This is a genomic window from Ferdinandcohnia jepli (assembly GCF_047246645.1).
In the GTDB taxonomy this organism is placed as follows: Bacteria; Bacillota; Bacilli; order Bacillales; family Bacillaceae_L; genus Ferdinandcohnia.
On the sequence record NZ_JBFOKR010000001.1, the window covers coordinates 166,926 to 180,686 of the forward strand.

The 13,761-nt window shown below is 38.2% G+C and carries 9 protein-coding genes; 4 read left to right on the top strand and 5 right to left on the bottom strand.

Annotated elements, in window-relative coordinates:
* Positions 1–28: 28 nt before the first annotated feature.
* Complete coding sequence (locus tag AB3M96_RS00905; RefSeq protein WP_412965670.1) at positions 29–1,084, bottom strand: YeiH family protein; 1,056 nt, start codon at positions 1,082–1,084, stop codon at positions 29–31.
* Positions 1,085–1,389: 305 nt separating this feature from the next.
* Between AB3M96_RS00905 and pulA the strand changes: the two genes are divergently transcribed.
* The 4 genes from pulA (at position 1,390) to AB3M96_RS00925 (ending at position 11,507) form a co-directional block, all read left to right on the top strand.
* Positions 1,390–7,845, top strand: a complete 6,456-nt coding sequence (gene pulA / locus AB3M96_RS00910) for a type I pullulanase (RefSeq protein ID WP_412965671.1) — start codon at positions 1,390–1,392, stop codon at positions 7,843–7,845.
* 242 nt (positions 7,846–8,087) lie between these two features.
* Positions 8,088–8,969 (top strand): 4-hydroxy-tetrahydrodipicolinate synthase, encoded by an 882-nt coding sequence (dapA, locus tag AB3M96_RS00915; protein ID WP_412965672.1) that lies wholly within the window; start codon positions 8,088–8,090, stop codon positions 8,967–8,969.
* Between the two features lie 31 nt (positions 8,970–9,000).
* Positions 9,001–10,437, top strand: coding sequence for an aldehyde dehydrogenase family protein (locus tag AB3M96_RS00920; protein WP_412965882.1), 1,437 nt, complete (start codon positions 9,001–9,003; stop codon positions 10,435–10,437).
* A 68-nt stretch (positions 10,438–10,505) separates the two neighbouring features.
* Positions 10,506–11,507 (top strand): proline racemase family protein, encoded by a 1,002-nt coding sequence (locus AB3M96_RS00925; RefSeq protein ID WP_412965673.1) that lies wholly within the window; start codon positions 10,506–10,508, stop codon positions 11,505–11,507.
* Between the two features lie 60 nt (positions 11,508–11,567).
* Here AB3M96_RS00925 and AB3M96_RS00930 read toward each other — a convergent pair whose 3' ends face one another.
* From AB3M96_RS00930 to AB3M96_RS00945, 4 genes are all read right to left on the bottom strand, one after another.
* Positions 11,568–11,798 carry a hypothetical protein gene (locus AB3M96_RS00930; RefSeq protein ID WP_412965674.1) on the bottom strand — a complete coding sequence of 77 codons (231 nt, stop codon included), beginning with the start codon at positions 11,796–11,798 and terminating at the stop codon, positions 11,568–11,570.
* 128 nt (positions 11,799–11,926) lie between these two features.
* On the bottom strand, positions 11,927–13,144 hold the full coding sequence (locus AB3M96_RS00935) for an NAD(P)/FAD-dependent oxidoreductase (protein WP_412965675.1): 1,218 nt from the start codon (positions 13,142–13,144) through the stop codon (positions 11,927–11,929).
* On the bottom strand, positions 13,137–13,478 hold the full coding sequence (locus AB3M96_RS00940; protein ID WP_412965676.1) for a (2Fe-2S)-binding protein: 342 nt from the start codon (positions 13,476–13,478) through the stop codon (positions 13,137–13,139). The genes AB3M96_RS00935 and AB3M96_RS00940 overlap by 8 nt, the downstream gene beginning before the upstream one ends.
* Complete coding sequence (locus AB3M96_RS00945; RefSeq protein ID WP_412965677.1) at positions 13,475–13,729, bottom strand: (2Fe-2S)-binding protein; 255 nt, start codon at positions 13,727–13,729, stop codon at positions 13,475–13,477. The genes AB3M96_RS00940 and AB3M96_RS00945 overlap by 4 nt, the downstream gene beginning before the upstream one ends.
* Between the last annotated feature and the right edge of the window lie 32 nt (positions 13,730–13,761).

A 13,761-nucleotide genomic window follows, 5' to 3' on the forward strand; every position in this document is an offset into this window, starting at 1 on the left:
CACACGAGGGTACGACATGACCTCTCGATTAATATAGAAACTGTATGATCGTAAGAGTTACAATTCCCATTAAAACGGATGACAGTAACCCAACTAGCAAAGGTCGCAACCCAACAGATTTAATCTTTTTAAAATCAGTACCTAATCCAACACTTGCCATAACCATGATGATAAGAAATTTCGCAATTCCATCGGTAAATGATGTAATTGGTGCAGGAAGTGAAAAAATCGTATTTACTGCAACAGCACCAGCAAAAAATAGAATAAAACCGGGGAACACTTTACTTATCTTAACCTTACTGGAAGTGCTGCTTTTAGACTTAAAAGAGATAAAAATAGATAGAAGTAATGCAACTGGAACAAGCATGAGAGTACGAATTAGTTTTATTACAACTGATGTATCTCCTGCAGTATTGCTGTAGCTATAGCCAGCGGCTACAACCGAAGATGTATCGTGAATTGCAATTCCTGCCCAGAGACCAAAGGTTTCCCCTGACATAGCAAAGAGCTGTCCGAACAGTGGATAAAGTAAAACGGCTAACACATTGAAGGCGAAAATTGTGTTAATAGCATATGCAGTTTCTTCCTCTTTTGCTTGTACAATTGGACTAGTAGTAACAATAGCAGTAGCACCGCATATGGCAGTTCCAAGAGACACCAATATAGGAATATTTCCATCCAGTTTAAAAAGTTTAGCAAGGAAAAAGGTGAAAAGAATACCTGATAAAACTGAAGCCACAACTAAAAGAATTGCCTCATATCCCAGTTTAAATACGCTTGAAAAACTAAGGCCAAAGCCGAGTAGTACAATTGCGAGTTTTAATAATGTTTTAAGTGTATAAGAAACTCCTTCACTGAATGCAATAGGAACTCCAAGAAAGTTGCGGACAAGAATCCCTATGATAATTGCAATAACAGCTCCTCCAATTAGAGGGAAGTCTTTTCCAAGTGAGTTTGCTAAAACTCCTATAATAAAAACGAGAGATACTCCTGGCAACTTATTTTTGATAGATTGTAAAAATTGTATTGTTTCAAGTTTCCTTACAACAGAAGACGGATGCATTTCCAAGTTTGTGTTACTCACATGATCATTCCTTTTAATTAACTCAAAGTTTTCTATATTTATCTTATCATATGTTCTCGTCAGTTTAATAGAAGGATAATATGGTTAATAATTAGTAGAAATAACTCGTAATTTGTAGGTGAATTATGCCAATAATCTTATTGTAATCAGTTGTGTGAGGTGTTATTCTATTAAAGTAGGGAGTAGTGCAAACGGTTGCGCAAAAAAGCTGCATGGTAAATTGGTTGCTATGTAATTATCTTTTTGCATAATTGTGCAAACGGTTTCACTAATTTTTGTATAACTATTTAAAAGGAGGGAAATTGATGTTTAAAAAGACAAAAATGAAAACGTTATCATTACTTATGGTTTTCTCACTTATCTTACAGATGTTTTCTGGTGTTGTTTTACCTGCAACCGGAAGTGCAGAAATTGTAAGTCCTGTAATTCATGATGACGGAAGTGTAACATTTTATTTTGGAGGTGAAGCTACTTCTGTTCAGGTAGCAGGCAACTTCACAGATTGGGCAAATGGTGCGCTCAATATGGTTAAGAACTCAGAGAATATATGGGAGATAACTCATTCACTTCCGAAAGGAACATATGAGTACAAATTTATTGTAGATGGCAATTGGATTCTTGACCCTGCGAACGGAAAACAGCAAAATAATAACTCTGTCTTTACAGTTGGGCAACAAGTTCAAAGCCCAATATTGAACCAAGACGGAAGTGTTACATTCAACTACGTAAGTCAGGGTGAAAAGGCATTATATGTTATTGGTAATTTTACAAAAGAATGGAGTTTAAATGATGCGATTGAAATGAAGGAAAAAGATGGTATATTCTCGGTAACTATCAATGATTTAGTTCCAGGGGAGTATCAGTATAAATTTATTAAAAACAATCGCAGCTGGGATGAATCTACAACTGATCCAGCAAACCCAAATCAAAAGGACGGGAATTCTGTCTTTACAATCACTTCACTTCAAAGTCCAGTAATAAATGAAGATGGAAGTGTCACTTTTAATTACAAGAAGACAGATGAAACAGCAGCATATGCAATTGGAGCATTTAATGACTGGAATTTGGAAACAGCAGTAGAAATGACACTCGAAAATGGTGTTTTCTCGGCAACCTTACATGATTTGGCACCAAAAGAGTACGAGTACAAATTTATTCTAAATAATCGTTCTTGGGACCAATCTACAAAGGATCCATTGAACCCGAATGAAAAAGGAGACAACTCTGTCTTTACCATAGAATCACCGGAACCGATTAAAGTACAGTCGGCATTAATGGACTCAGTGACCGAGATGTTAGTAACAACAAATAAAGCATACGGTGACCTACCATTTACTGTAAGTGATGTAGAAACAGGTGAGGAAATCGCAGCGGCAAAACAAATTATTGACGATAAAAAGGTTATCTTAAAGTTGGCAGACCCTGAAGAAATTGATGTAAGAAAACAATATGAAATATCAGTAGGTGATACTGAAGGGACGCTTCTAGAAATGCGCAATATTTTAAACGATGATCGCTTTTTCTATGAAGGAGATGACTTAGGATATACTTATTCAAGTCAAAAAACTAGTTTTAAGCTTTGGGCTCCGACTGCAGAAAAAGTAAGTCTAGCAATCTATGACAATGCTGGTACATATGAAGGAGCGTTTGTTACAGATCATACAGATGGTACTGAAACAGAAATGAACAGAGCTGACAATGGTGTATGGTCTATTGAAATTGAACAAGATTTAAAGAATAAGTATTATATGTACAAACTAGAATTTGCAGATGGAACTGTTAATTATGCAGTTGATCCGTATGCACGTGCTACTTCTGCAAATGGGCAACGAGGAGTAATTGTTGATTTACTAAGTACAAATCCAGCTGGATTTGATCCAAATGATAAACCGGCAGTTGTATCTCCAAATGATGCGATTGTTTATGAATTACATGTGAGAGACTTCTCGATTGATGAAAATTCTGGCATGGAGAACAAAGGGAAGTACCTAGCATTTACAGAAACAGGTACTAAAGGACCAAATGGTGTGAAGACGGGTGTCGATTCCCTAAAGGAACTAGGTGTAAATTATGTACACCTTCTACCAACCTATGATTTTGGATCAGTGAATGAATTAACAGTTGATGACCCTGCCTCGAAAGATGCTAAGTTTAACTGGGGTTACGACCCAATTCATTTTAATGTTCCAGAAGGCTCTTATTCTACTAATCCACAGGATCCGACAAGTAGAATTAAAGAATATAAGCAAATGGTACAATCACTACACGAACAAGGAATTCGTGTAGTAATGGATGTTGTATATAACCATACGTATATGAACGAATCAACACAGCTTGAAGGAAGTTCACCTTTTGATCTGATTATTCCTGGCTATTATTATCGTACAGATGATACAGGGAAAATTACAAATGGTTCTGGAACAGGAAACGAAGTTGCATCCGAAAGACCAATGGTGCGTAAGTATATAAAAGACTCTGTACATTATTGGGCAACTGAATATGGAATTGATGGATTCCGTTTTGATTTAATGGGCTTAATTGATAAACAAACGATGCAAGAAATTACAAAAGAGCTAACAACTAAGGTCGACCCTAATTTTTTACTTTATGGAGAGCCTTGGACAGGTGGGTCTACAAGTTTACCTGCAGCACTTCAGCATGTAAAAGGAACGCAAAAGGACCAGGGGTATGCTGTTTTTAACGATCATATTCGTGGGGCGATAAAAGGTGATAGCGATGGTGCGGGTACAGGATTTGCTACAGGTGCAGCCGGTAAGGAAGCTGACATTGTTAAGGGTGTACAGGGAGCAATCTATGACTTTACGAATCGTTCCTCTGAGTCAGTTAACTATGTTACGGCTCATGACAATTTGAATTTATGGGATAAATTAATGAGGGTTGCGGGTACGGATTCTGACCATACGAACCCTGACTATGATCCACATGCAGTTATCACAGAAGAGAACGCATTAGATAATGAATGGGTTAAACGTAGTCTATTAGCAAATGGTATCGTATTAACATCTCAAGGTGTTCCTTTTCTTCATGCGGGAGAAGAGATGCTTAGAAGTAAATACGGGGAACATAATAGCTATAAGAGTCAAGATTCTATTAATAAAATACGTTGGAATTTAAAAGACGAGTATCAATCTGTTTTTAATTATTATAAAGGGCTAATTGAACTTAGAAAAACGCACTCTGCTTTTAAAATGGATGAGAAAGTAGATATTGAGAATCATTTAGCAGTTCTTAAACAGAATGATAATGTCGTAGCTTATCAATTAAAAGACTATGCAAACAATGATACTTGGAAGAATATTGTTGTGATTTACAATGCCAATAAAACGCCTAAGGAAGTAACACTACCAACAACGGCTGAGTGGAAGGTTGTGGTAGATCACACAAGTGCAGGTACAGAAACAATTCGCACGGTTGCTTCTAATAAGGTAACTGTTGAAGGTCTTTCAATGATGGTATTATATGATGACGCAGAGGCGGCATACACTCCAGTACCGACATCTATTGAGGTAAGCCCTGCTGCAATTGCAATTAATCCAACCGATTCGAAGATTATTACTGCCTATGTAAAAGACCAAAAAGGCCGAATCATGTTAGGGGAAGAAATTGAATGGTCTTCTTCGGATGAAGCAATTGCCACTGTTACTAATGGAAGAGTAGTTGGTATTACGAAAGGTGAAGTAACAATAACCGCAAAAGCAGGTGATAGTACGGCGGATATACAAGTTACGGTTGACAACCTAGTACCTAATACAATTCAAATTTCCGGTTATGATTCAGTATTTGAAACATATACAACACAATTAACATCGTTAGTGAAGGACCAATATGGTCAAGATATGCTTGGAGCGAAGGTTATATGGTCAACTTCGGATGAAACAATTGCAAAAGTAGACAGTGCTGGTAAAGTGACCGGTGTGAAACCTGGCTTTGTTACGATTTCGGCGAAATCAGGAGATGCCGTAGGAACGCATGACATGGAAATAAAGAAGAATGTAAAACGATATGTTCGAATTAAATATGTTCGCCCAGAAGGTGATTTCAAAACTGAACAAGGTGATTGGAATCTATGGGTGTGGAATACTGGTGTGAAAAATGACCAAATCGATTTTGAAACAATTGAAGGTGATACTGCAATTGCTAATGTTGAAATTGCACCTGAAACTGAATCGATTGGATTTTTAGTCCGCAGAGGTACAGATTGGAATACTGCCAAAATTTCACCTGATAGCGATGACCACAATGTTAAAATTGATCGTGATGCCATCTTGACTAAGGTAACAGTAGTTACAGGTGTTCCTGGGCAGACAACCGTACCAAATGTAAAAGGACCTGTTTTAGAAAATGGAGATGTAACATTTTACTATAGAGACGAAGAGTTATTTGCAACAGATGAAATGCATACAATTGATTCAGTCTCAGTAAGAATCAATGATGCAGAGTATCCGATGGAGTATAGTGAACAAAATGAGTATTTCTCTTATAAACTAGCAAATATTCCTGAAGGTACACATGAATATAGTTTCTTAGTAACAAAGAACGGGGAAACTGTTGAAGTAACAGATCCTAAGAACACTAAAAATGGTAAATCAACTATAACGTATAATCGTCCGAATGTGACAATTGAAGCGTCCATCTCACCTAATGAAATTACCTATGATGAGAGTACGGTTCTAACAGCGAAGGCTACATCGGAGGAAGATGTTATTATACGTGAACTGTATGCTAACCTTTCACCTCTAGGTGGTAAGGAAAAGGTCATTATCGATCCATCCGTAGGGGCAGTCAGTTTCTCTGTCGATGAATCAGTTACAGCGGGAGAAAAGGAAATTGTCATTACAGCTATAGACGAGTATGGAAATACTCATACAAAAACAGTTAGTTTAACAGTGAAACCAGAACAAATAGTAGGTGACAAACTAGATTTTGATTGGGATGAAGCCCGTATCTATTTCCTATTAACAGACCGTTTTAAAGATGGAGATCCATCTAATAATGGTGGAGAAGAATATGATCCAAATCATGCAGAAGCTTATCATGGCGGGGACTTCCAAGGGATCATTGATAAGTTAGACTATATCGAAGATCTTGGGATTAACACAATTTGGATTTCGCCAATTGTGGATAATATTGATTTTAACAAGGGCTTAGATTTTGCAACTACTGATGGACTTGAAGCTAAGCAATATGGGTACCATGGCTATTGGGCAAAGGATTTTACTAAGCTTGACGAACATCTAGGTGATATAAAAACATTCCAAAAACTGATTGAAAAAGCACATGATCGCGGAATAAAAATTATGCTTGATGTAGTTGTTAACCATGCGGGATATGGAATGAATGGTCAGTTTAATGTGGCGTGGAAAGCTGATTCAGCAAACCTTCCAACTGAAGAAGAAATCGCTAAATTTGATGGAATGTTTAGAACAGTTGATGAAGATCCAACTGTAAGAGGCGAGCTTGATCACCTTCCTGACTTTAAAACGGAAGATCCTGAAGTCCGCCAGCAAATCATTGAATGGCAAACAGCATGGCTAGAGAGAGCAAGAACTGACCGTGGAGATACAATTGACTTCTTCCGCATCGATACAGTAAAGCATGTTGAACCAGCAACATGGCAAGCTTTAAAAAATGAACTAACCAAGATTGATCCTAATTTTAAAATGATTGGGGAACTCTGGGGTGCTAGTATTATAGAAGACGGTGGTTATTTAGGTACGGGTCAAATGGACTCACTTTTAGATTTCGACTTTAAAGAAAAGGCAAAATCGTTTGTAGATGGAAACATTGATAGTGTAGAAGTCTACCTCCAAAACCGTAATGACCAGCTTTCTAGCACAGCATCTTTAGGTCAATTTTTAAGTAGTCATGACCAAAATGGTTTCTTATCAGAGTATGTAAACGGAGATGTCGGCAAATTAAAAATTGCATCAGCACTTCAAATTACATCTAAAGGCCAGCCTGTTATTTACTACGGCGAGGAGCTTGGGAAATCAGGAAAGTCTGATTGGGAAAAAGATGGAGAAACGGTGGTTGCATTCGGTCAAAACCGTGGTGATATGCCATGGGAAATGCTAGAAAACAATGACCCAGCTGCAACTGCTTTACACAAACACTACTCTACATTGTTAAATATTCGTAAAGACTACTCATTGGTATTTTCAAAAGGTACCCGCGAGAAGATAGCGGGTGGAGATGCTGATCAATATTTAGTATTCGCAAGAGAATATCAGAATGAGAAACTTCTTGTCGGTCTAAATACCACATCAGAGGTTAAACAGGCAACATTTACAGTAGACTTCGAGCCAAACACGATTTTAACTGACTTGTATAATAATAAAGAGATTATTGTAGATGAGAACAAACAAGTAAATGTTGAAATACCATCTAAGGATGATGGTGGAACAGTTATCCTGGCATTAGTACAGGATAACCCAGGAGAAAACCCAGGAGAAGACCCGGGTGAAAATCCAGGAGACGATCCAGGTAACGACCCGGGTAAAGACCCAGGTAAGGATCCAGGAAAAGATCCAAGTAAAGACCCAGGTAAGGATCCGGGAAAAGATCCAAGTAAAGACCCAGGTAAAAAACCAGGCAATTTTGATGTGAAAAATCCAAATGGTTCAAAGCTACCTTCAACGTCTAATGATTTCTATAATGGGTTAGTAGCAGGTATAGCATTATTACTAATTGGAGTATTACTTTTTGCATTACAAAAACGCAGACGAATAATAAAAAGATAATATAAAAGGGTGATATCTCATTATGAGTTGTCACCCTTTTCCCTTTTATAAAAGTGTATATTATTCTTTACACTGTTAATAGAATTAGACACCCAAACACAGTGGTGTCTATTTTTCTACACATAATTAAAGTCTGAGTAAATCAAAAGGTAGTCTGGCACAGTACTTGCAAGATTAATAGGTAGATGAAGGTATTCAGTCATATCTTCTTACTATTTATAAGCTGAAAGGGGATTTTTTAAATGGCTAGATTTTCAGGTGTGTATGTTGCAATTGTCACTCCATTCACGGATTCACACGAGGTTGACTACAACAAACTAACAGAGCTATGTAATTGGTTAATTAATAACGGAGTAGACGGACTGGTGCCGTCTGGTTCACTTGGTGAGTACGCTACATTAACAGTTGAGGAACGAGCAAAATTGATTGATACAGTAATTGAAGCTGCTGCTGGACGTGTTCCTGTTGTGGTTGGAACAGGTGCACCATCCACACAACAAGCAGTTAAATGGGCCAGCTATGCAAAAGAAAAAGGGGCAGCTGGAATCATGGCACTTCCTCCAATTAACTATCGACCGTTATTGAATGAGGTTATTGCTCATTATGAGGCTCTGAATGAAGTCGGAATACCAATTATTGCATATAACAACCCATTAGACTATCCAGTAGATCTAACTCCAGATGTACTTGAAACTCTTTCAAAATTAGAAAATGTAGTAGCCGTAAAGGAGTTCTCTGGTGATATTCGACGTGTTTCTAGCATTCTAAATCAAACAGACTTAGAAGTTATGATTGGGGTAGATGATTTAGCTTTGGAAGGTCCTTTAATGGGAGCAACCGGTTGGATTGCAGGCGTGCCGAATGCATTACCAAAAGAATGTGGTGAACTCTTCCAGTTAGCAAGGGAAGGAAAATTAGAAGAAGCAAAAGAATTGTATAACCGTTTACTTCCGCTCTTCCATTATGACTCGAATCCACAATTGGTTCAATCAATCAAATATATGATGGAATTAGCGGGTATGAATGTGGGACCAACTCGTCCGCCGAGATTACCATTAGAAAATGAAGTTTACGTAGATATTAAAAAGGCTTATGACCTTGCAGTTAACCCTGTACATCAATAAATAAGTGCTATACGAAAGAAGGTGTATGAAAATCGAAACAACTAACTGGATATCAAGTGAAAGTGTTGCGGTAAAGGATAAAGGACAGATTGTCTATAACCCTTCTAATCTTGAAGAAGAAGTGGGTGTCATTCATTACTCAGACCGCTCTCATGTTTTGCAAGCAGAGGAGGCTGCCAAACAAGGCTTCAAAACTTGGTCAAAGCTAACAGGGGCTACAAGAGCAAGCTATTTATATCAAATGGCAAATGTACTGGAAAAAAACCAGTCTGATTTAGCAACTTTAGCTAGTCGTGAAATGGGGAAACCCATTACCGAAATGATGGGTGAAGTAACGAGGGCTGTTCACTTGTTGCGATATTATGCGGCTGAAGGAGTTCGCTCGAATGGGGAACTTATTCCAGCAAGTGATGTACATGTAATTCAGTATTCAATTAGGGTCCCACTTGGAGTTGTAGGTGTTATTACTCCTTGGAACTTTCCGGTAGCTATTCCGATATGGAAAATCGCTCCTGCACTAATCTGTGGAAATACGGTTATTTGGAAGCCGGCAGATAATGCGGCACTAACCGCCTCGAAGATGATGGAGTTATTCAGCGAAGTAAATCTGCCAGAAGGTGTTCTGAACCTAGTTATTGGTAAGGGAAGTGTCATTGGTGACATCCTTCTTGAAGAGGTAGATTTTCAAGCCGTAAGCTTTACAGGCTCTTCAACAACAGGGGCTCATGTTGCAGCTATTTGTGCGAAACGAAACATAAAATACCAAACTGAAATGGGTGGGAAGAATGCTGCAATTGTTTTGAAAGATGCAGATTTAGAAAAGACCGTTCCAATCATTTTAAGTGGCGCCTTTCGGTCAGCCGGACAAAAGTGTACTGCTACTAGCCGAATAATAGTAGAAGATGGTATTTATGAATCCTTTGCATCAAAATTGAGAGAATCTGTTTCAAATTTGAAAGCCGTACAGTCATTAGACCCTACTGCTTATCTCGGACCGGTTGCATCAAAATCTCAATTTGAAACAGTAACAAAATATGCAAAATTAGCTTGTAACGAAGCTGATTTAGTAGCTGAAGGCTTGATTGAGACAAACACTGAAGGGTATTTTATAAAGCCTTTAGTTGTTTCAGGTGTTCAATCAAACCATCCATTGGTTCAGGAAGAAATCTTCGGACCAGTTTCTGTATTACTAAGGGCAAGTGATTTCGATGAAGCCATTCAGTTAAGTAATGAAACCATTTATGGGTTAAGTGCAGCAATTTTTACAAACGACCTATCAAAGGCACACCGTTTTCTAGAGGAAGCAAAAGCGGGTATGGTAAGGGTTAATCAAGAGACAGCAGGTGTGGAGTATCAGGCTCCATTTGGTGGCATGAAGCAATCAAGCTCCCATACGAGAGAGCAAGGCCAGGCTGCACTTGCCTTTTATACAACTGTCAAAACATGTGCGATTAAACATACGTTTTAACATTTTGAGGTATTGGATTACTAAATCCAATGCCTTTTTAAAAAGAGATTATAAGGTGAGGAGAAAATATGGAATTTAATCAGCATTTTACTACAATAGATGTCCATACTGCAGGGGAACCACTTCGAATTATTACTGGAGGTATACCATCAATACCAGGAAATACAATACTTGAGAAACGCTCTTACTTCTTAAAAAATCTTGACCACATTCGAGAAATCCTAATGTACGAACCGCGCGGTCATGAAGGAATGTACGGATGTATCATCACAGAACCTGTAAGTCAGGATGCTCATTTTGGCGTGTTATTTATGCATAACGAAGGCTTAAGTACGATGTGTGGCCATGGAATAATTGCGGCAGTTACCACTGTAATTGAGACGGGTCTTTTTACATTCAAGGAAAATGAAAAAGTTATCATTGATAGCCCTGCTGGAAAAATCATTGCTTCCGCAAAATGCGAAGGTACAAGAGTTAAATCTGTTTCATTTGAAAATGTTCCTTCCTTTGTCTATGAGGCAAATGTACCTGTTAAAGTGGGAGACATAGAATGTTTCGTAGATATTGTATTTGGTGGTGCTTTTTATGCAATTGTTGATGCTAGTGTCCTCGGAGTTAAGGTGGAGATACCTCAGCTTGCTGCTTTAAAGAAAATTGGAAGAACAATTAAGGAGCAAATTGAAGCAAAAATGAATGTAGAGCATCCCGTCGAAAAAGATTTATATGGTATTTATGGAGTAATTATCTCGGACCAACCACAAAAAGCAAATTCTCATTTACGAAATGTTACTGTGTTCGCAGAGGAACAGATTGATCGTTCTCCTTGTGGCACTGGTACAGCAGGACGTATAGCAGCATTGTATCATCACGGAAAAGTAAATATAGGGGAAAAATTTATTCACGAGAGTATTATTGGAAGTCAGTTTACAGCTGAAGTACTTTCAACTACAAAAGTAGGAAACTATGAAGCTATAATTCCACAAATTACTGGAAATGCATTCATAACAGGTTTTCAGCAGTTCGTTGTTGACCCTTCAGACCCGTTGAAAAAAGGATTTTTACTAAGGTAGTTAAGTATTATAAAACTCGCCTTTTTTTGAAAGGTGAGTTTTATAATGTAATCTATTGGATTATCGATTTTTCAAAAAGAGATTAGCAAGTAAAAAGCCACTAATTAGTCCTGTAACCCCACCTATAATTGCACCAATTTGGCCAGTAGCTTCATAGCCTCTGGCACCCATAAACAAAAAGTCTTCATAAAAGTTTCCGCCAATATTGGTTCCTACTAAAAATCCTATTATTACACCAATTATACCCCCAATAATTCCTGCTAAGATTCTTTTCACATTTTTTATGGCCATTCAATTCACCTCTTTATTACCTTATTACCTTTATTATATGTTGATTAGGTGTAAAATTACACTAAAAACAACATAATTCAATCGGTTTTTTCATAAAAAAGACGTGTTTCAAAACACGTCTCATTCCTCTATGAACTTTTCTCAACTTTATGAAACTCCACCCAATACTTCTGTATCTTTTTGCGGCCTTCCAATATGTTTGGGTGAAATTGAATGGTTGCATTTTTTCGTGTGTTATTCACATCTTCAATCGCATTCTGAAGTAAGTGATTAACCTCAACAGTTCCAGTACTATGAATAATTGAATATCCAGCAACTATGCCTTGTTTCATAGCTACTTTTGCGCTTTCAATTCCAGTAATATTACCAGCAACATAAAGTCCGTCGACGGGAGTTTCCATACGTTCATTGTGCAAAGGGATATGTCCACCAAGTTCTTTTATATAGTGGAAAGGACATCCGGAAACTGCAGCGAGTTCGGCGAGTGGGTATAATCCACCTGCAATACATACAAAATCAACTGGAATGATTCTTTCAGTTCCTTTAATTGGCTCACCTTTTGTTGAAACATTTACAACTTCAACACCTTCTACCTGATCTTTACCGATAATCCGAGTTGCAGCTTTTCGGATCTGAACGGGAATGTTCCACATTTTAACTCCAGTTTTCGGATAAAACGATATACCGAGTCTTTTTAACCATTCAGTTTTCATCAAACGACTTCCTATCCTAATGAAAGGAGAAGGGGCAAGGTGTGAAACACGTAATAAAGACTCAAAAACTTTTTCTGGATCCCCACTATCCTTTGATAAATTATGTAATGGAGGAAGTACCATAGATGAGATTGATATTCCGGCCAACTTCAGTTCACGAGCAATTGCTGTACCAAGGATATTAACCCCTATGATAATGCCATTCTGCCCCACTTTTACTCGGTGCACGTTTGTCATCACTTGTGCTGCACCGATTGACATGACACCTGGTAGTGTCCAACCGGGGATGGGGCTAGGGTGTTCCGCAGCTCCCGTTGCTAATAAGACTCTAGGTGTCTCGATAATCTCGTTACTAGTGTGAATCATCCAACCTGAATCTATTTTTTGTAAATGATGAACAGGTGTACCGGTATTAATCTGTATACCAAGCTCACATGCTCGTTGGAGAAGCTTATTGGCTTCATCAATTCCGTTCCACCAATCTCCATTTGGTTCTTGATGTAGTTGACCTAGTAGTCTTCCACCAGGCTTAATAAATTCATCAATAACTCTTGCTTTAAGTCCGTGTTCAGCACATGTAATAGCAGCAGATAAGCCTGCTGGCCCAGCGCCGATTATGACAACATCAGTCATGCTCTGTCACCTTCTTTTTCAATGGAGTTGGTAACGATTCTCCACCTGTTACACAACAACCTTCTTTAACTAGTGTTAAGCAAGAGCGCAAGCCATTTTCACCATCGATGGACACTCGACATTCATAACAGTGGCCAATATTGCAGTATATACCTCTAGGAGAGCCTGTTTCCTCATGATAGCGCAAGGTCCGAATCCCATTTGCCAAAAGTGCCGCTGCAATTGTTTCACCTTCAAAGGATTCGATCACCATATTATTAAAAGTAAATGAAACTTTCTTTCGGTCTTGAAGAGGGCCTAACACTGGATGATCGAGTATGCGATTTGTACTCATCTTTCACCTCCAAAGTTACCAAAGGAAATAGGGCGTACTGGAGGTTGATATTTTAGTTGAATCTGCTGAGCTGTTTCTTGACCTGTGTGATTGGAAATAATCGTATCGACCATCATCCGACATGTACGCCCACCACAATACCCCATACCTGCTCTTGTCCGAAGCTTAGTTTCTCTTGAGGAACAATTATATGTTTGAACCGTATCAACTATTTCTTGATAGGTTACTTCTTCACATCTGCAAATAATCATCGCATAGCCTCCTAAATAAATGCTGTTCGTTA

Bases quoted from the DNA above. Each gene is read 5' to 3' on its own strand.
- pulA (WP_412965671.1), top strand. From the start codon at position 1,390: ATGTTTAAAAAGACAAAAATGAAAACGTTATCATTACTTATGGTTTTC.
- dapA (WP_412965672.1), top strand. From the start codon at position 8,088: ATGGCTAGATTTTCAGGTGTGTATGTTGCAATTGTCACTCCATTCACG.
- AB3M96_RS00925 (WP_412965673.1), top strand. From the start codon at position 10,506: ATGGAATTTAATCAGCATTTTACTACAATAGATGTCCATACTGCAGGG.
- AB3M96_RS00930 (WP_412965674.1), bottom strand. From the start codon at position 11,798: ATGGCCATAAAAAATGTGAAAAGAATCTTAGCAGGAATTATTGGGGGT.
- AB3M96_RS00935 (WP_412965675.1), bottom strand. From the start codon at position 13,144: ATGACTGATGTTGTCATAATCGGCGCTGGGCCAGCAGGCTTATCTGCT.
- AB3M96_RS00940 (WP_412965676.1), bottom strand. From the start codon at position 13,478: ATGAGTACAAATCGCATACTCGATCATCCAGTGTTAGGCCCTCTTCAA.
- AB3M96_RS00945 (WP_412965677.1), bottom strand. From the start codon at position 13,729: ATGATTATTTGCAGATGTGAAGAAGTAACCTATCAAGAAATAGTTGAT.